The sequence below is a fragment of the Paenibacillus sp. 01T431 genome (assembly GCF_056398625.1).
On the sequence record NZ_JBFTPT010000008.1, the window covers coordinates 268294 to 290009 of the forward strand.

At 44.0% G+C, this 21716-nt stretch carries 24 protein-coding genes; 11 read left to right on the top strand and 13 right to left on the bottom strand.

Annotation, left to right across the window (positions count from 1 at the left end):
• Positions 1 to 177 precede the first annotated feature (177 nt).
• The 9 genes from AC1DM9_RS16970 to AC1DM9_RS17010 form a co-directional block, all read right to left on the bottom strand.
• Positions 178 to 1752: a LysM peptidoglycan-binding domain-containing M23 family metallopeptidase gene (locus AC1DM9_RS16970; RefSeq protein ID WP_477581195.1), complete on the bottom strand. Its 1575-nt coding sequence runs from the start codon at positions 1750 to 1752 to the stop codon at positions 178 to 180.
• Positions 1753 to 1892: 140 nt separating this feature from the next.
• A complete protein-coding gene (locus AC1DM9_RS16975; protein WP_339205786.1) occupies positions 1893 to 2567 on the bottom strand; it encodes a hypothetical protein in 675 nt (224 codons plus the stop codon).
• Between the two features lie 212 nt (positions 2568 to 2779).
• The gene (locus AC1DM9_RS16980; protein WP_441878110.1) at positions 2780 to 4066 is read right to left on the bottom strand and encodes an adenylosuccinate synthase; all 1287 of its coding nucleotides are present in this window, start codon (positions 4064 to 4066) and stop codon (positions 2780 to 2782) included.
• Positions 4067 to 4256: 190 nt separating this feature from the next.
• On the bottom strand, positions 4257 to 5618 hold the full coding sequence (gene dnaB, locus AC1DM9_RS16985) for a replicative DNA helicase (protein WP_076266558.1): 1362 nt from the start codon (positions 5616 to 5618) through the stop codon (positions 4257 to 4259).
• Between the two features lie 167 nt (positions 5619 to 5785).
• Entirely contained in the window at positions 5786 to 6229 is a 444-nt protein-coding gene (rplI, locus tag AC1DM9_RS16990) for a 50S ribosomal protein L9 (RefSeq protein ID WP_076266559.1), read from the bottom strand.
• Entirely contained in the window at positions 6226 to 8187 is a 1962-nt protein-coding gene (locus AC1DM9_RS16995; protein WP_076266560.1) for a DHH family phosphoesterase, read from the bottom strand. Before AC1DM9_RS16995 ends, rplI begins: the two co-directional genes overlap by 4 nt.
• A gap of 18 nt (positions 8188 to 8205) precedes the next feature.
• Positions 8206 to 9111, bottom strand: coding sequence for a DUF2232 domain-containing protein (locus tag AC1DM9_RS17000; RefSeq protein WP_076266561.1), 906 nt, complete (start codon positions 9109 to 9111; stop codon positions 8206 to 8208).
• Between the two features lie 242 nt (positions 9112 to 9353).
• A complete protein-coding gene (locus AC1DM9_RS17005; protein ID WP_076266562.1) occupies positions 9354 to 9782 on the bottom strand; it encodes a CBS domain-containing protein in 429 nt (142 codons plus the stop codon).
• Positions 9783 to 9863: 81 nt separating this feature from the next.
• Positions 9864 to 10925: an LCP family protein gene (locus AC1DM9_RS17010; protein WP_441878106.1), complete on the bottom strand. Its 1062-nt coding sequence runs from the start codon at positions 10923 to 10925 to the stop codon at positions 9864 to 9866.
• A gap of 155 nt (positions 10926 to 11080) precedes the next feature.
• Here AC1DM9_RS17010 and AC1DM9_RS17015 point away from each other — a divergent pair, with 155 nt between their 5' ends.
• From AC1DM9_RS17015 to AC1DM9_RS17025, 3 genes are all read left to right on the top strand, one after another.
• Positions 11081 to 11488, top strand: a complete 408-nt coding sequence (locus tag AC1DM9_RS17015; RefSeq protein WP_441878104.1) for a DUF4870 domain-containing protein — start codon at positions 11081 to 11083, stop codon at positions 11486 to 11488.
• A gap of 316 nt (positions 11489 to 11804) precedes the next feature.
• The gene (locus tag AC1DM9_RS17020; RefSeq protein ID WP_076266563.1) at positions 11805 to 13124 is read left to right on the top strand and encodes a hemolysin family protein; all 1320 of its coding nucleotides are present in this window, start codon (positions 11805 to 11807) and stop codon (positions 13122 to 13124) included.
• Between the two features lie 104 nt (positions 13125 to 13228).
• Entirely contained in the window at positions 13229 to 13681 is a 453-nt protein-coding gene (locus AC1DM9_RS17025) for a CBO0543 family protein (RefSeq protein ID WP_477581199.1), read from the top strand.
• Here AC1DM9_RS17025 and AC1DM9_RS17030 read toward each other — a convergent pair.
• Positions 13676 to 14833 carry an AI-2E family transporter gene (locus AC1DM9_RS17030; protein ID WP_477511796.1) on the bottom strand — a complete coding sequence of 386 codons (1158 nt, stop codon included), beginning with the start codon at positions 14831 to 14833 and terminating at the stop codon, positions 13676 to 13678. The genes AC1DM9_RS17025 and AC1DM9_RS17030 overlap by 6 nt on opposite strands.
• A gap of 165 nt (positions 14834 to 14998) precedes the next feature.
• Between AC1DM9_RS17030 and AC1DM9_RS17035 the strand changes: the two genes are divergently transcribed.
• The 8 genes from AC1DM9_RS17035 (at position 14999) to AC1DM9_RS17070 (ending at position 20578) form a co-directional block, all read left to right on the top strand.
• Positions 14999 to 15667, top strand: coding sequence for a PspA/IM30 family protein (locus AC1DM9_RS17035; protein ID WP_477581202.1), 669 nt, complete (start codon positions 14999 to 15001; stop codon positions 15665 to 15667).
• A 114-nt stretch (positions 15668 to 15781) separates the two neighbouring features.
• A complete protein-coding gene (locus tag AC1DM9_RS17040; protein WP_076266567.1) occupies positions 15782 to 16183 on the top strand; it encodes a DUF350 domain-containing protein in 402 nt (133 codons plus the stop codon).
• A gap of 22 nt (positions 16184 to 16205) precedes the next feature.
• Positions 16206 to 16712 carry a DUF4178 domain-containing protein gene (locus AC1DM9_RS17045; protein ID WP_076266568.1) on the top strand — a complete coding sequence of 169 codons (507 nt, stop codon included), beginning with the start codon at positions 16206 to 16208 and terminating at the stop codon, positions 16710 to 16712.
• Between the two features lie 10 nt (positions 16713 to 16722).
• The gene (locus tag AC1DM9_RS17050) at positions 16723 to 17466 is read left to right on the top strand and encodes a DUF4247 domain-containing protein (RefSeq protein WP_477581204.1); all 744 of its coding nucleotides are present in this window, start codon (positions 16723 to 16725) and stop codon (positions 17464 to 17466) included.
• Between the two features lie 199 nt (positions 17467 to 17665).
• Positions 17666 to 18295, top strand: coding sequence for a TetR/AcrR family transcriptional regulator (locus AC1DM9_RS17055; RefSeq protein ID WP_477581206.1), 630 nt, complete (start codon positions 17666 to 17668; stop codon positions 18293 to 18295).
• On the top strand, positions 18292 to 19146 hold the full coding sequence (locus AC1DM9_RS17060; RefSeq protein ID WP_477581208.1) for an ABC transporter ATP-binding protein: 855 nt from the start codon (positions 18292 to 18294) through the stop codon (positions 19144 to 19146). Before AC1DM9_RS17055 ends, AC1DM9_RS17060 begins: the two co-directional genes overlap by 4 nt.
• Positions 19143 to 19850: a fluoroquinolone export ABC transporter permease subunit gene (locus tag AC1DM9_RS17065; RefSeq protein ID WP_076266572.1), complete on the top strand. Its 708-nt coding sequence runs from the start codon at positions 19143 to 19145 to the stop codon at positions 19848 to 19850. The genes AC1DM9_RS17060 and AC1DM9_RS17065 overlap by 4 nt, the downstream gene beginning before the upstream one ends.
• Positions 19847 to 20578, top strand: coding sequence for a hypothetical protein (locus AC1DM9_RS17070; RefSeq protein WP_477581210.1), 732 nt, complete (start codon positions 19847 to 19849; stop codon positions 20576 to 20578). Before AC1DM9_RS17065 ends, AC1DM9_RS17070 begins: the two co-directional genes overlap by 4 nt.
• Positions 20579 to 20604: 26 nt before the next feature.
• On the opposite strand, the gene mnhG is transcribed toward AC1DM9_RS17070, so the two are convergent.
• From mnhG to AC1DM9_RS17085, 3 genes are read right to left on the bottom strand one after another with little or no spacing between them, the layout of a single operon-like run.
• Positions 20605 to 20967 (bottom strand): monovalent cation/H(+) antiporter subunit G, encoded by a 363-nt coding sequence (gene mnhG, locus AC1DM9_RS17075; RefSeq protein WP_477550579.1) that lies wholly within the window; start codon positions 20965 to 20967, stop codon positions 20605 to 20607.
• Complete coding sequence (locus AC1DM9_RS17080; protein ID WP_477511803.1) at positions 20951 to 21235, bottom strand: Na(+)/H(+) antiporter subunit F1; 285 nt, start codon at positions 21233 to 21235, stop codon at positions 20951 to 20953. The genes mnhG and AC1DM9_RS17080 overlap by 17 nt, the downstream gene beginning before the upstream one ends.
• Positions 21235 to 21711, bottom strand: a complete 477-nt coding sequence (locus AC1DM9_RS17085) for a Na+/H+ antiporter subunit E (RefSeq protein WP_477581212.1) — start codon at positions 21709 to 21711, stop codon at positions 21235 to 21237. The genes AC1DM9_RS17080 and AC1DM9_RS17085 overlap by 1 nt, the downstream gene beginning before the upstream one ends.
• Positions 21712 to 21716: the final 5 nt, after the last annotated feature.

A 21716-nucleotide genomic window follows, 5' to 3' on the forward strand; every position in this document is an offset into this window, starting at 1 on the left:
GTTATCCCTTGCTTCACAATGAAACTTCCCTCATGTTGAAAGGTTTTTCCTCAGTCCGCCATCACTGCATGAATCAGTTAAATACTCCATGTCCATACACATCATTTATATACGCAAAAAAAAGAAACACTTCGCTTATAGCAAAAGTGTTTCTCTCTAGTAAATTATGGGTATATGTTATAAGTACTTTAATGGATTTTGCAAGACGCCGTCCTTGTGTACTTCAAAATGCAAATGAACGCCAGTAGAGTTTCCTGTACTGCCCATGATAGCAATCTTTTCACCCTTCTCAACAATATCCCCTACTTTGGTATTGTAAGAGCTAAGGTGACCGTATACGGTTTTGTAGCCGTTCTTATGATTGATAATAACCGTTTTGCCTAGACCTGGCTTCGTTCCAACAAACTCAACTTTTCCTGTATCGGATGCAAGAATGTTCTTGTTGCCAGTAAGGTCAATACCGTTATGCATGCGTCCCCAACGTTTCCCGAACTTACTAGTCATTCTAGATCCGGAGACAGGCATTGCAAAACGTCCTGATCCTTCTCCCAAAACAACCTTCGTTCCTCGTTCAACAATTTTTGGAGTCGCTTCTTTAATTACTTCTTTCGTGAGAAGCTCTTCGGATACGACGTAACCGTTTTGCTTCACGATGCGATAAGTCATTCGTTTGGATCCAGCCGTACCATTTGCTATCGTCTTCGACTCGCCTACACGCATGCTCGCATTTTTCTTAATTTCAACGGGTGGTTCTATCGTTTCAACTTCAACTAAATTCTCGGTTGTCTTTACTGTGAGCTCCGGTTGGAGCACCGTTAGATCAAGAACATCACCAATCGTTATCTTATCATCTTTAATCCATGCGTTATTCTTATAAACAACCTCTGGGGAAATATCAAATTTCTGTGCGATACAGCCGACGCAATCGCCTGCTTGTACCGTATATTTAGTTGGTTGAATACTGCCTTGAACGAGCATCTTATAAATAGCTTCTGCTTCCATGATCTGTTCTGGATCGGTATCGATTGATTCCATCATTACCGCTTCGATGAATTCAACTTCTGTCACTTCACGCCCAGGCTGCTTAGAGGCTGCCTTCGAATCAAGCGCTGGCGGCTTTGCATCCTTTGCATTGAACGAAAGCGACTTCACTTCCTTTGCTTCCTTCTTCGCTGCGGCAAGCTTCGGTGCAAACTTGCTTTGCACACGCAATAAAACTTCATCTGCTGTCTGTTGGTCTTTCACTATGCCGATGACTTTTCCATCAACCTTCACTTCGACACCAACCGCATGAGAGGTAAACAACCCTTCAAGCTTGTCCAGCGTACCAGCAGTTTCTGGAGTTCCTTTGAATGCATGATCAGGCTCATAGGTAATTGTTCCTGTATCAAGCACCATGTTAATGCCCGGGTTAGCTTGCTGAACCTCTTCGGTTTCCAGCAAAACTAGCTGCTCTACTTCTTGTGGATCACTTACGGTTCCAACGGCTGTTCCATTCATATATACGTTATAAAATTCGACTGTGTTTGCTTGAACATATTGGATTCCGCTAAATCCGGCTACTGTGAGGAGTACGAGCGCCCCGCCCGCTAACTGAACCGGCTTTTTTCGCCAAAATGGCTTGTTTGCCTGATCACTTGCGGATTGTTGCTGTGTCTTGCCATCCAGTTGTTGCGATCGGTCATGCCGAAAGTACTGAATCGCTTGATTCCATACTTTCTGAATCCGACCCTTGTCCCTGAAAACGGTCATGATTGTCTCCTTTTCGCGCTAATGCAACTTTTTTTCCGATTTCCGACATAAAAAAAGACGAATTATCCTGTCGGATCGTTCGCCTAATACTGTAACATATGCCCAACAATTGGAGCAACCTTTACACCCTATTCACAATATTAATATTTTTTCAGAATCTCCATCATTTGCCCATATTCGGTCTTGTCGAGGTGCTGTGCCATTATTTGTTGAATCTCTGTCAACTCTTGTTCTGTCAGCCCGTTTTCGATATATTGAGAGATTGTTTGCCACGATTCTTGCGGTAATTTTGTCATAAGCAGACTGAATAGTTTTTCCTTATCCTCATCGCTCATTTGATCCTTTACTTCAGTCAAATCATCCGTTGTCATCGCTGTTTCGGTATCATCAACACCAGCTGTTCCCTCTTCAACACTACCATCTTCAGGTTTTGCACCACTTCCTGCTTCGGTGCCCCCGCCAATGCCCATATCGGTAAGCGGAGCATCCGTTGCTTGCCCAAAGGCGTCGATGGCTGCCGGTGGATCAGCCTGCTCATTTTCACCTGCATCTGTTGCTGGAGTATCCTCACCATCAACTATAGTCTTCTTCTCTTCTTTATCTGCAATATCCGTCGTTACTAGCGGATCTGCTCCCCATAGTTTGCCCCATACGCCTGACATTGCCATCGGCGGCACTTCAAGCGGTAAATTGAATTGTTTTAATATCGTTTCCACATAGCTGGTTACAATATATCCCGTCGTCCAAATGGATAAGAAACTTACGATTAATCCTGCTGCTACAATTTTCGCCAGCCATTCTACTTTTTTCAACATTGCCGCACCAATCCCTTCGTCCAGCAGCTGACAAATTGTTATTTAGCAGCCGCAATTGCCATAATCTGTTATATATCATTATGGTCAACATTAGGGACAACCATTCTTCTAAACTCTATTAATTTCCTATAATTGAGTGTTTTAAAGCGAGTTTTCAACATTTATATACAAAAAAAAGGATGGCCCGCAGGCCACCCTTTGTAAAAAACATTTTATTCGTAAATCGGACGAACCGGATTTGTTTGCTCGCGGTTACGGCCAACGGAGAAGATCGCAATTGGAATACCTGTAAGCTCGGATACACGGTTCAAGTAATTGCGTGTATTCACTGGAAGATCCTCAAGTGTTTTTGCGCCAGAGATATCCTCTGACCAGCCTGGGTGCTCCTCGTAAATCGCTTCGCACTCTGATACCATTTTGAGGCTTGCTGGGTAAGTATCAATCACTTCGCCGCGCAATTTGTAGCCTGTGCAAATTTTAACTGTTTCAAGGCCTGTAAGAACGTCTAGCGAGTTCAGAGAAAGACCTGTAATACCGCTAACGCGGCGTGCATGACGAACAACTACCGTATCGAACCAGCCAACGCGGCGTGGACGACCTGTTACTGTACCGTATTCATGGCCTTTGTCACGAATCATTTGACCGATTTCGTTGTCTTGCTCTGTTGGGAAAGGACCATCGCCTACACGAGTTGTGTATGCTTTTGCAACACCAATAACTTGCTGGATTTTTGACGGACCAACGCCAGAACCGATACAAACTCCGCCAGCTGATGGGTTGGATGATGTTACGTACGGATAAGTTCCTTGGTCAATATCGAGCATAACGCCTTGAGCGCCTTCGAACAAAACCTTCTGACCAGCATCGATAGCATCGTTTAGAATAACTGAAGTATCTGTTACATATTTGCGAAGCACTTCTGCAAAACCAAGATAGTCGGCAACGATGGAATCCGCATTAAGATGCGCTCCGCCATATACTTGCTCAATCAATTGGTTTTTCTCGATGATAATGCTGCGAACTCTGGATTCAAATTCCTCAGCATCCATCAAATCAGCAATACGAATGCCGTTGCGTGCCGCTTTATCCATGTAGCAAGGGCCGATCCCTTTGCGAGTTGTGCCGATTTTATTATCGCCTTTACGATCCTCTTCAAGACCGTCAAGTACAAGGTGATAAGGCATAATGACATGAGCGCGATCGCTAATTTTCAAATTATCAGTAGAGAAGCCATTTTCGTGAATATAGTTAATTTCGTCAATCAGAGCTTCCGGATTAATAACCATTCCGTTACCGATGACGCAAGTTTTATCATGATTGAAAATACCCGATGGAATCATCGTCAATTTATATTTTTTGTTATCAATAAGGATGGTGTGTCCGGCATTGTTTCCTCCTTGGTAACGAGCGACGACGTCGGCTCCCTCTGCCAAGTAATCAGTGATTTTGCCTTTACCTTCGTCTCCCCACTGTGTACCAACTACAACAACCGTAGACATAATTATACCCCCGTCCGGTGTTTATAAGCACCGAAAATTACCGTCCCAATGCTTTATACACCAGCAAACCTTTTATAAAAGGGCCCGTGTCACAAGTCAAAAGACAGCATTAATAGTGTAGCAGTCCAACATCGAGAAGTCAAACGAAAAACGAACAATTGCATAACTACACATGCAATTGTTCGGATATTCACGACGCTTGCATCGGATCTTGATGCGCGCGATCGATACTTACAAATTTATTGTACTTTTTGAGAAACACGAGCTCAACCGTACCTACCGGTCCATTCCGCTGCTTAGCGATAATGATCTCGATAATATCTTTTTTCTCAGACTCTTTGTCATAATAATCATCCCGGTAAAGGAACGATACGATATCAGCATCTTGCTCGATAGATCCCGATTCCCGAAGGTCGGACATCATCGGACGTTTGTCTTGCCGCTGCTCAACACCCCGGCTTAGCTGAGAAAGTGCAATAACGGGAACTTCAAGCTCACGCGCAATTTGCTTCAGTGTACGTGAAATTTCGGAGACCTCTTGCTGCCTATTCTCGCCCGCTTTGCCGCGGCCGGAGATGAGCTGCAAATAGTCTATCATGATCATGCCTAACCCTTTTTCCTTCTTCAAGCGACGGCATTTGGCGCGAATTTCTGCGACCGTAATGCCCGGTGTGTCATCAATAAAGATTTGTGCCTCCGAAAGCGACCCAATCGCCATCGTCAGCTTTTCCCAGTCATCGCCTTCAAGGTGCCCTGTCCGCATCCGCTGGGCGTCTACATTTGCTTCTGCGCAAATCATACGCTGTACAAGCTGTGCCGCTGACATCTCCAGACTAAAGATCGCGACGGTCTCGCGTGCGCGAACGCCGACATTTTGTGCAACGTTAAGCGCGAATGCCGTTTTACCTACAGAAGGACGGGCAGCAACGATGATCAAGTCGCTTCGCTGGAAGCCGGCTGTCATCCGATCCAGATCGGTAAACCCGGATGGAATGCCTGTTGTGCCGCCTTTATCCTGGTACAGCTGCTCTACCTTCTCGAATACCTCCATCAATACGTCTCTTATGGAGATGAACCCGCTGCCGGAGCGGCGGTTCGATATTTCGAGAATTTGTTTCTCTGCATCTCCGAGAAGTACACCTACATCCTCCGAATTCGCATAACCATCGGATACGATATTTGTTGCTGTGCGAATAAGGCGCCTCAGCATCGACTTCTCTTCTACAATTTGTGCATAGTAGTCAACGTTTGCTGCGGTTGGCACCGAGTTGGCAAGCTTCGCCAAATAGCTGACTCCGCCAATTTCCTCAAGCAAATGCTGATCCTGCAAATGCGCAGTCAAAGTCACGAGATCAACCGGCTGGTTGTTCTCCGCGATTTCAACCATCGCCTCATATATTTGTCTGTGAGGACCGCTGTAGAAGTCTTCACTGCGCACGCGCTCCATCGCTGTAATCAAGGCTTCTGATTGCAGCAATATCGCTCCGATAACAGCTTGTTCCGCTTCTAAGTTTTGCGGTGGAACACGATCAAACATCAATTCAGTGCTCATGGGTCCCTCCTAAAAGGTTTGCGTAGCAAACCTACTTCGTAAGCATACGCTAAGGTTTTCGAAGAAAACCTACATCGTAAGCATATAGCTAAGTTTTTCATAAAAGCCTACTTCGTAAGCATAAGCCAAGGTTCTGTAACAAACCTTGGCTTATACTTTAGACTGCTCTATTCTTCAGACGCCTGCACGTTCAGCTTCGCTTTCACTTCAGGGTGAAGCTTCACAACGACTTGTGTAACACCCAGCGTACGGATTGGATCATCAAGCTCGATTTTGCGTTTATCTACTTTAATGCCTTTCGCCGCTAATGCTTCTCCAATTTGTTTGCTCGTAATGGCACCAAATAGTCTGCCGCCCTCGCCTGCTTTTGTCTTAATTACGATGGTCATCTCTTCAAGCTTCTTGCCTAGTTCTTGCGCGTCCTGCTTTTCTTTATCCTTGCGCTTCTGTTCAGAAGCATGCTGTACTTCAAGCGTCTTCAGGTTGCCGTCGGATGCCAGCTTCGCAAGCCCTTGCGGCAATAGAAAATTACGTACATACCCTTCGGACAGATCCTTTACTTGCCCTTTTTTCCCTTGTCCTTTAACATCCTGCAAAAAGATTACTTTCATTCAAATAACCCCTCTTCCTTTTCAATTTCTTCTAACACTTGTTTCAAACGTTCCGCTACTTCCACCACAGAGCCTTCCAGCTGAGCGGCAGCATTCGTCAAATGTCCGCCTCCGCCCATTCTCTCCATGACGACCTGTACATTCATATGGCCTAGTGAACGCGCACTAATGCCAATAAGCCCATCTTGGCGCTCTCCGATAACGAAGGAAGCGAGTATATCCGTCATATTCAGCAGCGTATCCGCTGATTGCGCGATGAGCAGCTGCGAATATTTACGACCGCTTTCGGTTACTGCAATGGCGACATGCTCATAAAGCACCTCAGCATGCTTAATAATTTCAGCCTTGCGCACGTATTCTTCAAGATCCTCTTTCAGCATCCGCTGAATCATCATCGAATCTGCCCCATTACGGCGCAGGAATGATGCCGCTTCAAACGTTCTCGCACCAGTGCGAAGCGAGAAGCTCTTTGTATCTACCGTAATACCGGCAAGCAAAGCTGTTGATTCCCGTACATCGAGTACTACTCGATCATGGATGTATTGCAGCAGCTCCGTTACGAGCTCACATGTTGATGAAGCGTAAGGCTCCATATAAATTAATATCGCATTTGCGATAAATTCCTCACTGCGGCGGTGATGATCGACAACGACAATACGGTCGGTCTGTGTGAGCAGCTTAGGCTCCTTAACCATCGACACCTTGTGCGTATCAACAACGACAGCGAGCGTCTGAGGTGTAATTAATGCCGAGGCCTGCTCTGGTGAGACAAAGCGTTTGGACAGCTTCTCGTCTTCGCGGATGAGCTCCATCATTTTCTGAATGGCTGGATTTACGCCTTCTAACACAATATAAGCTTCCTTGCCGAACAGCTGCGCCGCCTTCATAACACCGATAGCTGCTCCAATCGCATCCATATCGGGCATTTTGTGCCCCATAATGACTACGTTATGGCTCTCGCGTATCAGATCACGTAATGCATGTGCGACCACCCGGGCGCGCACGCGTGTCCGTTTCTCCACCGCATTCGACTTGCCGCCATAGAAGGATTGCCGACTGCCAACCTTCACCGCTGCTTGGTCGCCGCCTCGTCCGAGCGCGATATCAAGACTCATATGCGCCCATTGACCGAGCTCGATTATATGCTCAGCCCCTGCCGCAAAACCGATGCTCAGCGTAACCGGAATTTTGTGATCGCCGGTAATATCTCTAACCTCGTCCAGCACGACAAAACGAGACTGTTCAAGCTGCTTTAACGTTTTTTGATCCGTTACGAGCAGAAAACGATCCGACGTGAGCCTCTTCAAATAAATATGATACTTTTGAGCCCACTCGGTAATTTCCGTCGTCACCTTCGAGAGCATAGAGCTGCGCTGGTGATCGTCGAGGCCCTGCGTAACTTCTTCAAGATTATCGATCATTACAATGCCGATAACGAGCTTCTCATCATCGTATTTGCGGCCAAGCTGCCACAGATCCGTAATGTTCTTCACATAAAGAATACGTTCCTTCTGCTTGAAGATCAGCTGGTAAACTTGCGAGCCTACTGTAGCTTCAATCGTTCCTTCGCGTTCCTTCACTTGCTGCAATGATGGGAACAGCTCCGCAAGCGGAACGCCAATGACGGTTTCCCGCTCCACCATATTAGCAATATAAGGATTATGCCATTCCACCATACGATCTTCGTTATATAAAATAATTCCGAAAGGAAGCTCGCTGACGACATCGTTTCCTGCCTTTTTAACCCGGTAGGACAACGTGCCTAGATACGATTTCAAATCTTTGCGGAAAGCACGTTCTGCCATTATGGTATAAAACAATACCAAGGCCGTGAGCAGTAATCCGAGCAGCCCAAGCAGCCACTCGAACCATGCAAGTCCCACTGACATGAGCACCATCAATGCAAAGGCCCACATTTGATGCATTCCGTGCCATCGTGTAACCAAAAACTTCGGCATTTCCTATCCGCTCCTGTGCTATGGTTTCGTAAACGACTTGCGGATTGGAAAAGCAGTATCCAGCACGCCGATCAAGCTAAGCGGCGGGATCAATAGCACCGGAATCGCAATAAGAATCGGTACCGCTTTGTTCCATCCTCGCTGATGAGCAAGGAAAAAGAAAAATCCGACAGCCTGAAACGCAAAAACATAACTAAGCAGAGGTACCAAGTTCATCAAAGCCACTGCAAAAAAAGAATCGCTCGTCGTCGACGAGAACAGCTCGATTACATAAGTAATTAAATAAAGCACAACGAGTATACGAGGCAAACGCCAATCTTTGGCACGCGTAAACCTAGGTACTTCCGGGCCGCCGCTCCACTTTACAGCTCTGCGAGCTATAAATTGCGATATAGCAGTGAGTACGAAAGCGATAATAATAAAGGTTACAGGAATAGAATTGACCATCGTACGAGCAACAACCTCAGTTAGATCCGAATTCCATTCTGTAGGAAGCAGCTGCTTTGTCATCAGTTCATCGACTGTTGACCTTATAAATGTTCTGAGCTCTTTAATGAGCGAAATATTCAAGAACGCCTCGAATATGATCAACTCAAGCATCAACTGAGCAAGAACGACGACGCTGACCGTCCGAAGAACCTTTGAGGCAGGCGCTTGTTTCATATACAAGTGGCCCATCACAATAGACGGTATGAGGAAAAATAATCCGATAATAAGTGTAGCTGGCCCGCCGATAATAAATGCCAGTGCCCATACCGGAAGCAGATGCAGCACAAAAGACTTTGGCGACAGTATCGTATACAGCACGACATACGGCACCATAAGCAGCAGCATGGTAATTACATTAAATAGCGGTACTAGAAGGGACAATAATAAAAGGAGTGCCGCAAAGCTCCACAGCACTGGTTTCAAGCCGGTTCTCAAACCGTTCACCTCTTGCTTATATAATCTGGTTTCTTACGAAACTTTTACAACTCATTATAGCATAAAAGCTAAACATATCACTCACATTCCAGCAGGCTCACTCTTTAGTCGAACTGTCGGCTTAGGCGCTTCCTATAAAAGAAAAAGACGGAACAGCAAGCTTATTCCGTCTTATTGCTTATTATATTGCCCTGCCTAGTTTGAAAATAGTACCTGAAGACGATCCCAATCGCTGCCGTTTCTTATTTATCCTGCAGCACATTATGCTGCTCCATAATAATTTTTTGGCAATAATCAATGATCTCGCTTCTGCGTACAATGCCAATAAAACGGTTCATATCATCGACAACCGGTACAAAGTTTTGCACCTTCGCCAGCGAGATCAGATCATCCATATTGGCATCAATTCGTACCGTCTTGTTGTTCATTCGAAGCGGTACATCAATTAGCTTCACCTTATTGGTTTGTTCCAGTGATAAGTCAGCATGATTTTTAAAATACCATAACAAATCGCCTTCCGTAACCGTACCTGCATAACCGCCATCATCATTAATGATAGGAACCGCCGTATAGCGATGATACTCCATACGCTCTAGCGTTTGTCTTAACGTTACATCCTGAGTAACACACACGACCTCTTGCTTCGGCAACAAAAAAAACGCGATATTCATTTTTCTTAAACCACTCCGTTCCGTTTGCTCTTTCCATTCCTATTGGTCCTAAAGCAGCAAGACGGAGCGGAGCAAACAGCATTAAGGCTGCTTAGTCGTCGTTTCGCTGCTTGATAATGCACCTACATCTTTGACCTTATCTTCATTGTACTTATCAGGCAATATTAGACTGGAAGCAGGTGTATCTGCATTTAACCAGTTTTTAATCATGGTTTGTACCTTCGACAAATCTTCCTCATCGGCAAAATAATACCAAGCTCCGCCGCTCTTCAAGCGATGTCCGTCACCAAGCAGCGAATGGCTGTAGATTTTGCGATCCTTCGCCATGAGCATGATTTGACCTAAATCGACTAGCTGCTGTGGACGCATATCCGTACTGAAATTATCGCCCATAATATCCATAAGCTCAGGAATTTTGGACCATTGATTCATTTGTTTCGCTTTATCCATAAGAAGATTCAAGAAAATCTGATGACGCTCTGTACGATTGATATCGCCGCCAGCATCCTCACGATAACGAACATAGTTCAGTGTATCCTTACCGTTGTAAGTTTCCTGGCCAGCTTTAATGACAAATTTCTCATGATCAGCATCCTTATTCACAATATCCTCTTCGATAGGAAGCGAAATTCCGCCAAGCGTGTCGATCACGTTACGGAATCCTTCAAAGTTAATTGAAGCGTAATATTGAATAGGTGTGTCTAGAAACTTCTCAACCGTGTTCATTGCCATTCCCGCACCGCCAAAAGCGTATGCATGCGTAATCTTGTCCTCTTTATTTTTACCGACGATATCTACATACGTATCACGCGGTATGGAAACCATGAGCATCTCGCCGTCATTTGGACGAACGACTGTATAGATCATCGTATCCGATCGTCCAGTCTCCTTGCCGCGTTGGTCAATGCCGAGCAGCAGGATGGAGAATGGATCTTGTTTCTTATTAATTGTACTCACTGGAACGGGTTCCCGTCCATCGATAGGTTTATAAGATTGCTCGAGCTGCTTCTTTACCTGACCTTCCAGAAACCAATCAAACCCTAGCATAGCCAATGTTCCTCTGTTGAAAAAACCAACAACACCAAGAAGCACTACTGCAGCTGATGCAGCAATTAACCATCTACGTTTATTCATTTTATTCATAATATGATGACTTCTCCTATCTTATCAATTCTTTTATAAATACGCATTCTTTAGTTTAGACGATAATTTGTCGAAACAGGTTACAAACCTTTTACAAAGTTTTGATACCAATTTTGGATAATATTTTATAAAATAAAGAGGTCTACTGAAAATGTATGACGAATACAATCATTGCAAGTATAGGTAAAATAGAAAGGGTGAATCTCTTGAATCAACCTCCATCCTTACAACCAGACAGCTCATCAACGGGACTTGATCCGAAAGTAGCAGGCTTGCTTTGCTACCTGGCAGGTTTTATAACCGGCATTATATTCCTTGTGCTAGAGAAGAAGAGCCGCTTCGTTAGATTGCATGCTGTACAGTCTATCGTCTTATCGGTCGCTTTCATCGCCGCTAATATTTTGTTAGGCTTTATCCCGATAATTGGTTGGCTGCTAGGGATATTGCTTGGTCTAGCCGCTTTCATTGCATGGATTGGCCTCATGCTGCTCACGCTGCAAGGGAAGCTGAATAAGCTGCCTGTCATCGGTGAGTGGTCAGAGCAGCAAGCAAATAAGTTTTAATATCGCCTAGACTACGAAATATAAGGTGAGTAACAGTAAATCATATCCTTTCTTATATTTCAAAAAAAATGGACGGCCTGCTGCCGTTCTTTTTTTTATTGATTTCGAGTTCATAAGAACTATTCATTAAACCAGACAAATAATCTCGTAATCGCTAGGTATCGGCTAATATTGTTCTACTGGCTTCTCTAAATCGGTAAAATTGGGCTTTTGCAGCCGTATAACCCTTTTTCAGCGGTTTGATGAATTGGCAGAAAGTTCGTACTATTAAATAACATCAATTAAATACGAATAAGAAGGATTGTGAACATTTATTATGGGTATAGGACTTAATCTGCTCTTAGTTGCTTTACTAATTGTGTTAACCGCTTTTTTCGTAGCTACTGAATTTGCAATCATTAAGCTTCGTTCCAGCCGTGTCGACCAGTTAGTAGTTGAAGGCAAGAAAAACGCAATTGCCGTTCAACGTGTTGTAAGCAATTTGGATGGTTACCTATCTGCCTGTCAGCTCGGCATTACAATTACAGCGCTCGGACTTGGTTGGTTAGGAGAACCTACCGTTGAAAAACTGCTTCTCCCTCTATTCGAGCAATGGAATCTAAACAGTAATTTGAGTCACATTTTGTCATTTCTAATCGCCTTTTTATTCATCACATTTATCCATGTGGTCGTTGGTGAGCTTGCTCCTAAGAGCATTGCCATCCAGAAGGCAGAGCTTGTCAGCTTCACTGTCGTGAAACCGATTATTCTTTTCTACAAAGTCATGTACCCCTTCATCTGGGTCTTGAATGGATCTGCCAATGCGTTGGTTCGTTTGTTTGGCTTAAAGCCAGCGAAGGAGCATGAGAACGCCCATTCCGAAGAAGAAATTCAAATTATTTTAACAGACAGCTTAGAGAGCGGTAAAATCAACAATACGGAATATGGTTACGTAAATCGGATCTTTGCTTTTGATGAAATTTTAGCTAAAGAAATTATGGTTCCGCGTACAGACATGACCGTCTTATATAAGAACAATACACTGCAAGAAAACATGGATATCATTCGCAAGGAACAATATACCCGCTTCCCTGTTGCCGGCGACAGCAAAGACCATATCGTCGGGATGATCAACACGAAGCAATTGTTTCTTCAATATCAAGTAAACAAAGAAATTGATTTGCAAACACTTATACAGCCTGTCATGTCCGTATCCGAGGTGATGCCTGTCAAGACATTGCTAAAACGAATGCAGCAGGAACGCGTACACTTTGCGATCGTCGTAGATGAGTATGGCGGCACTTCCGGCCTTGTAACGATTGAGGATATTTTGGAGGAAATTGTCGGCGATATCAGAGATGAATTTGATGCCGATGAACGCAAAGATATCGAGATGCTGTCGGATACATCTTATATGCTGGATGGCAAGGTATCGCTTACTGAGCTGGGCGACCTTATAGGAGCTGAGCTTGAGCATGAAGAGGTTGATACGGTCGGCGGCTGGCTGTACAGTGAAATGGAAGAAGCTAAGCCAGGCAAACAATTTGGCTTTCATAATTTGACCTTTACCGTTCGTGAAGTAAGCAAACATCGCATTAATAAAGTTGAGCTGACGATCGGTCCACCTATTCGACTGCTCAAACCAGAGGTAGGTTAAAACAAAAAGGAAGGCGCACTTGGCGCCTTCCTTTTTTCTTTTTCACGCATGCTGAACTGGATTCAGGACATTCTAATAAAAAATGTTCAAGAAAGGAACTTATAATGCTTATCAATACTATATTTGGGTTCTTTGTTCCTTGGATTGCCGGTATATATTTGGGCATAAAAAGCCCCAAAACCTTGCTTCTTATTTTCCCTATCGGAGCGGTCTCCTCTTTAGTCATCAACTCAATTGGTTTTCAATTAAAGTTTTGGGATTTCACTCCTCTTATCCCCAATGACGAGTCCGTTTCCGCTTTGCCGCTTGATATCGGTCTTTACCCGCTACTAGCATGCTTTATGATCTGGTTGATCAACTCACGCCCCGTATTAACTATGCTAATCTTGTTCTTGTTCATACTGGGCACTACACTGCTTGAGTTTATGGCTCTAATCTTTGGCAAAGTATCCTACGGCAACGGCTGGAATATAGGGTATACCTTTTTATCCTACCTGCTGGCTTTCGGTATTGTATTTATATATTTCAAGCTGCTTAAGCGAAATCGGTTATTATAGCACGTTTTCGCCTTTCTTATCTGCTTCATAAAGAATCGAGCGGCTTCTAAACCATTCGAACAGATGAATCACAACGACCTTGATGACTGCATAACCCGGTACCGCGAGTACAATCCCTGCAAGGCCAAACAAGTTGCCTGCTGTCAAAATAACAAAAATAATGGTAATCGGATGGATATGCAGCGTTTTGCCCATGATTTGCGGCGAGATGAACTTGCCTTCGATTAATTGAACAATCGTCCATATAACCACCATCTTCAGGAGCATGACAGGCGAAGTCACCATAGCAACAATTAAAGCTGGTGTAATCGCAATGGCAGGCCCTAGATATGGAATAACGCTTGTGCACGCAGCTACCAGCGCAAGCACAAGTGAGTATTCGAGCCCAATAATTAAGTAACCGATATATAATAAAAGCCCAATACAGAAGCTTACTATAATTTGACCTCGGATATAGCTGCTGACTTGTCCGTTCATCTCTGCCATAATTCGTTTCGTATGCGGCTGAAGCTTGTTAGGCAGGACACTAACGATCGTTTCCGGCAGCTTTTTCCCGTCTTTTAGCAAATAGAACAAAATAAACGGAAGCGTCAATATCGCAAGAATAACCTCTTTAAGTGCTCCCACAAAGGAACCCACGCTAGTTAACGTTCCATTCAAAATGGACGTGGCTTGCTCTGTAATATTCGACGTCAGCTTCTCCGGATTTAAATTAAACCACTCTTGTACTTGAATAAATCCAGCGCTATCCATAAACTGCTCAAATTTAACCCGCAATTGCTCGCCGTATTTAGGAAAGCTGTTCACGAAGCTCACGGCTTGCCCATTTAATAATGGAATGACGATGACCAGCAAAATTGTAATCAGTCCTGCGCCAACCAGAAACAGCATAATAATAGAATATATCCGTTTGACTCCCTTTCGTTCTAAGAAGTCGACGACTGGATTAAGTAAGTAATAAGCTATTCCCGCCAATATGACCGGCAGCAGCAAGGTCTTGAGCAGCACGGTTAAAGGCGTGAAAATGTATGAAATTTTCGTCAGCACCATAATATTTAGTCCAACAAGCAACAAAACAAGCAGAAATAATACGAATTTATTGTTCAAAATAAATCGCTTAAACCGCTCCGTTCCAGTTTTGCTATTTTCCATGGTTATGCTCCCTCTTTTCTTCTCATACAGGTGATCATTTTGGTTTATTGTAGCATTTCTTTAAATATAAACGCGAATGGCAGCGATTCTGCATTTACTTGCAACGACTCGCTTGCTCTTCGCGTATTATGACTTATGCGTACTACGATTCTAGGAGGGATTTCATTGTCCATATTTAAACGACTGCGTGATCTTACTTTATCGAATGTATATGCTCTAATTGAGAAAGCGGAAGACCCTGTTAAGTTGACCGATCAATATATTCGCGACATGCAAGAGGATCTAGCCGATGCCGAGAAAGCAGTCGCAGCACAAATTGCCATTGAGAAAAAATTCAAGCAGCTTTATGAAGAGCAAGCACAGCTGGTAGAGAAGCGCAGTGAGCAAGCCCATCTGGCAGCACAAGCGCAAAACATTGAGCTCGCTCGTCGTGCCTTGGAAGAGAAGAAAACAGCCGAACAAAAATCAACGGAGTACAAAACGAGCTTCGATCAGAATAAATTGCTCGCAGACAATCTGCGCGGCAAGCTGGATCAGATGCGCCAGCAGCTCACTGAGCTTAAAAACAAACGTGAGACACTCGTCGCTCGTTATAATGCAGCCAAGGCACAAACGGAAATCAATAAAGCAATGTCTGGCTTCGGTACCGATTCAGCTGCTTCAGGCATGAAGCGTATGGAAGAGAAGATGCTGCAAATGGAAGCGCAAGCTGAAGCCAGTAACGAATTAAGCGCCAAAGGAAAATCGCTTGATGCTGAGTTTGAGAAGCTCGGCAAGGATAAAGCGGTCGATGATGAGCTTGCCGCCTTGATGAAGCAATACGAGAAACAGTAATAGCTTAGTCACTTCATAAATATTATCTAGTGTAGCCGCTTATGTTACGAATCGGAGGACCGGTTTTAACGGAAGCGGTCTTTTTTATAAATTGAACCATTGGAGGAACTGACGATGTCTTGGATTGACCTTATTCGAATTCCGATTTGGACAGGTGCTGGAGCAATTTTGTTAATCATCATCATGTTTTTAGACTCGCGTTTTACGAAGTACAATGATTTGCAGGAAATTAAAAAAGGAAATACTGCGGTAACGACCCGCTTCGTACTCAAATTATTTGCTCAAGCGTACATACTGTCCCAATCCATCAGTAAATCAAGTGAAATGTGGGAAGCTCTACTCATCTCGCTCATCTCCTTCGTGCTGTTGCTCATACTGGAGTGGATCGTAGAGAAAATCGTCATTGCTGTCAGCGGTATGAAGCTGGAGCAAGGTATTCATGAGGGTAAAGTCAACTACGCGTTATTCGCAGGCTCTCTGCATGTTGCAGGCGCACTAATTATCGGGTCTATCTAATTATTCAGAAGGAGTATATACGATGAGCTTGTTCAAACGGATCAAAAACCTGATTGCTACTTCTCCTCCGCCCATTGCTGAGAAGAGCATAATGACATTGTCACCTGGCGATGCTTGTGAGGTTTCCTTAATAACTTATAACGTCACAGGCAGAACTCATAATCGTGCACGCAACGCGATTGTCCTCACGCTTCAGGATGGCATAACCATTCGTTATTTAACGATAGAGGAGCGAGAAAGAACCGTATTTGCGCTTTATGACCCTATAGACGGGCGCTTGGAATCAATTGACGAGGTGCCTACCATTTTGGAGCTGGATGAACGTACATATCATATGGAGGAGCAATTCTCCGGTTTAATTACGGCGACCGGCAAAACGCCATATATGCAGGGAGGCGAACAGTCTGTCTGGCAATATCAATCAGATGATATGAAGCTGCTTCGTATCGAATGGCAAAACGGGCGCTTCATGCTCTATGAAGGAGAAAGCGTGCTGCCTGCAGATGTTCGCGTGCTGCGCGGCGGCTAGGAGGATAACAATGAACAAATGGTGGCATCAATCTTTGAAATACCTGCTTCTGCTTAGCTTTATCATCCCGCTTCTCACAGCATGCACCATTTCAGATACAGTTAAGGAGCAGTACCCGTTAGAATCAGTCAACGGCTCTGGCAATCAAACCTCTTACGTCTATCGTGCCGCAAATCGTTCCGTTCCTGATGTCGCTTCTGATTTTAACGAGCAGCGTAAACCGAAGCAGCAGAGCGAGACAAGTACAGAGCGGATGTTTCTCGTCTATTCCGATGAAGTCATCGATTTGCAGCAGGCTCCTGATGCACCGGAAGATACACTGATCGAAATTAACTCAACGGAATATGTACGTCAGAATTATAGCTCAAGCTTTCTCCAAGCCTACTTAATCGCGAGTGTTCTTGATGATCTGTTCGATAAGGGCAAATACGGCAGCGGCAAATACCGAGGTTATTCGTCAAAGGATACCTACAAGCCTAAGACAACGTACCGCATACCTACCGTTGATGATAAGAAGCTTGCACCACCAGTTACCGTTAATCGTACCGGCTCGGTTATGAGACGCTCCAAAGAGGCGGGTGTTTCCTCCTCCTCCAAAGCAAGCACGAATACAATCACCACAAAGCCAGCGACCAAAGGCAAGATTGTGAAAGACATTAAGCAAAAGAATAGCTCAAGCAAAGTATTCACCAAGCCGCGAACGTCTAAACCTTCCATTAAAGTGGGCAAAAGCAGAATTTCACGGCGACGCTGAAGTTGATACTAGCCCCTTTGGCAGAGAAATATAAGATAACAGCAGCAAACGATCTGCTTTCTAAGATATCAAAATCAGGGCAGTATCCTCTACTTGGGTACTGCTCTTTTATTATGCTTGACTGGAATCTCCTTTATCGCTTATTGTGAATATAAAATAAAATTATTCATAAAATCATAAAAAAGAAAAGAGAATCCTTATGCCCAAAAAATTCAGTGAGCAAGAGAAACAATGGATTAGCAAAAAGCTGTTCGAAGAAGGCAAACGCTGCTTCGAAGCTGCTGGTCTTCGCAAAACAAGCATTGAAGATTTAACGAAAGCTTGCGGCATTGCACAAGGCTCCTTCTATATGTTCTTCAATTCGAAGGAGGAGCTCTTTTATCACATTCTGCTTGAAGAGGAGGCTTTAATCCGCAATCGTCTGCTTGCTTCGCTAAATCGGAGTGAACTCGTAACCAAAGAGAGTATTCATCAATTTCTTATTGAATCCTTCCGTCTATTAGGAGAAAGCCCTATGGTTCGTCAAATGTACTTGGAAGGTGAATTTGCTCAGCTTGTACGCAAGCTGCCTCCAGAGCTCTTGGAACATAATTTCTCTGATGATGCAGATGCCTTAATGCCAATTATTCACCATTGGCAAGCAGCTGGCATTCTCACTCATACAAAGCCTGAGCTTATCGTTAGTATGATCAGAGCGCTTGTCCTTCTTACCTTGCATAAGGGGGAAATCGGGCCAGGCATTTATTCCGATACCATTTCATTTATGCTTGATATTGTTGCGGAAGGTATGTATGCAAAGCGTGATTTAGGAGGGGAAATTATCGAATGATCGAAGTGAATCAGCTTGAGTACAAGTATCCCGGTACCACAAATACGATTCTGCACGGCCTTACCTTTTCAATCGCGCCAGGAGAAGTATTTGGTTTTCTCGGTCCATCAGGTGCTGGAAAGAGCACCACGCAAAAAATATTGATCGGTGCACTTAAAGGTTACGCAGGCAGTGTGCGTGTTTTGGATCATGAAATCAAGAGCACTGGTCCCGACTATTATGAACAAATCGGCGTTGCTTTTGAATTCCCCAACTTCTACAGCAAGTTTACAGTCCTTGAAAACTTAAAATTGTTTCGTTCTCTTTATGCAGGCGTTACCTTGGACCCTATGCAGCTCCTCTCCCAGGTTGGACTGCAGGATGCCGCGAATATGAAGGTGTCACAGCTATCCAAAGGCATGAAGATGAGGTTGAATTTTTGTCGTGCATTGCTGCATCAACCAAACATTTTGTTTCTCGACGAACCGACCTCCGGCCTTGATCCCGTAAATGCAAAGCGGATGAAAGAGTTGATTTTGGAGAGGAAAGCTGCGGGTACTACCATTGTCATCACAACACATAACATGCAAGCAGCCGAGGAGCTTTGCGACCGTGTTGCTTTTATTGTCGATGGTCAGATTAAGCTTATTGATTCTCCTAGAGAGCTAAGACTGCGACATGGCCAAAACAGTGTTCGAATTGAATATTTAAAGCAGCATGAGCTGATAACCGAACACTTTTCTATGGATGGGCTTGCGGGGAATCAGCAATTTATGAACCTTATCCATCATGAAAAAATCGAAACGATTCATTCCTTAGAAGCAACTCTTGAACAAATATTTATTGATGTGACAGGCAGGGCTTTAGTATGAGAATGTGGATGACCGTATGTCATGATCTTCGTTTCCAGTGGCGCCATAAATTTTACCTGATCTACATGCTCGTCTGCACAATATATCTCCTATTGCTCCACTCTATTCCCACAGACTACAAAACAACCGTTGCTCTATTGCTTACCTTCTCTGATCCAAGTGCGTTAGGATTAATTCTAGCCGGCGGCATTGTCTTGCTTGAGAAAGACCAAGGCATTCATGACAGTCTGTTCGTTACCCCGCTTCGTGTAACCGAATATTTGCTTGCCAAAGCTTGTTCTCTTGCCTTACTCTCAATCTCATCTGCCTGGGCTATACATCTATTTTCCATTGGTGTACCCGCTTCACCTTTTCATTTCACGATTGGCATCCTGCTTACATCCAGCTTTTTCACTTTGTTATCCATTGGCGTAGTTGTACGCTCGCAATCGGTAAACGGTTTTATTCTACTCTCACAGCTCTATGCTCTGCCGTTTGCGCTTCCTCTACTCGGTTTCTTTCAGATTGGCAATCCATATTTATACATGATCATCCCTACGGAAGGAACCCTCTTATTGTTAAAATCGATGATCAAACAGCCATCTGTCGCAGAAACGATGTATGCCATTTTCATTTTATTATTAGGCAACACACTCGTTTTCTTATGGGCTAAACGGTCATTTCAGCAGGTCATTCTTATGAAAATAGGAAAGAGGGATTCATGATGATACTGAAAATTAAAGCTTTTATGAGGAATGATGCGAGGCAAATTAGGATGGATCCTATGCTTATGGCCAGTTTATTTGGTCCCCTAGCCATTATCGTGGTTGCTCGTTATGCCCTCCCTCCATTATCCGATTGGATACATGAGCAGTACGGCTTTTTATTGATGGATTATTCCAATTTCGCGGTAACGTTCCTTATGCTTGTCATACCGCTTCTTCCAGGGACAATGGCTGGACTTCTTATGCTCGATGAACGGGATGAAAATATGATTGCTTATTATGCGATTACCCCTTTCACACGTAAAGGCTATTTTTTGTATCGATTACTGCTGCCATGCGCTCTTGCAATAAGCTTGGCCAGTTTATTCATCCTATTATCGGGCATTGCAAAGCTTCAAATCGAAAGTTTGTATACCATCGTATTGCTAACCCTAGAGGCCCCATGTTTGGCTTTGTTTCTAGCGACTTTTGCATCAAATAAGGTCGAAGGCTTAGCCTTGTCCAAGATAAGCGGTTTACTTTTTGCAGGACCTATTATTGCTGCCTTCACCCCCCTGCCATGGCAGTATTTAGGAGCATGGATTCCAAGCTACTGGCCTGCCAAAAGCTATTTATTAGGCATAGCAGGCGAGCCTTTAGCTGCTTTAGGGGCATTTGGCATCGGGCTCGCCTATCATCTTATTTTATTAAAGATCATGTTTCATTCCTTTTTGAAGCGGATCGATTAGAAAGGTATGCTGTCCTTTGTTGGCAATTATCCCTGTTCCTCTTTAGAGGCGTCCTTCAAATCATCCTGTACGCTTTTATTCCATAGCGGTACGCCTGAACGATAGGCCGCTCTTCCATTTAAATGCCCGGCTACCGGACCTGTGATGAATACGAACACAATACCTAACAGCAGCTTGGCGCTCGTATGCTCCAAATAAATCATAAAGTATAGGAAAGCGGCTACCAAAATGAACAACACCCCAAGCGTCGCGCTTTTGGTTGCCGCATGTGATCGTAAATAAACGTCAGGAAGCCGAATTAAGCCAAAAGCACTTAGAGCACCAATTAATGCACCAAACAGAACCATCAGACCAATAATCAGCTCTCCTGCTTTACTTATCATCTCCATGTTCAAAGACGACACCCCTTTCAATATATCTTGCAAAAGCGGTTGTCCCGATAAAGGTCAATATGCCGATCAATAATATGATATCGAAATAATTTTGTGTTTTTAACAGCATGCAAATGACTGCAATCATCGATAATAAAATGACGCCAATCGTATCCAAAGCAGCAATCCGATCCGTTATGGATGGACCTTTGAGCAGCCTGTACATACAACCCAAAATAGCTAGTGACAGTATAACTAATGATGCAATAAGCAAAGGGGACAGCATTACCGAGTCACCTCCATAATCGCTTTTTCAAAAGAATCCTTGATCTGCTGTGAGAGCAGCTCCGCATCATCCATATCCATCGCATGAATATATAATGTTCGTCCATCCTTGGATACGTCGAGCGTCAGCGTCCCTGGTGTCAAACAGATTAGGCAGGACAGCACTGTGATTTCCCAGTCTGTTTTGAGCTCGGTTTGCAGAGCAAAAATCCCTGGACGTATGGCGAGCCTAGGACGAACGATTAGTCCAATCACAACGAAGCTGGATACAAACAATTCTTTTATGAACAGGACAAGCAGCTGAAAGATTGCCCATACTCTCTTCATATAAAAGTCATGCGGCCAAAAGCGGCTGAGCAGCCCTATAAATAAAATACCAATGATATAACCTACGATAAACCGCGGAGCCGACCAGTCATTGTGAAGAAACATCCATACGAACGAAATGATTAAGTTTAATAAGATTTGCAACGCCATCTCAT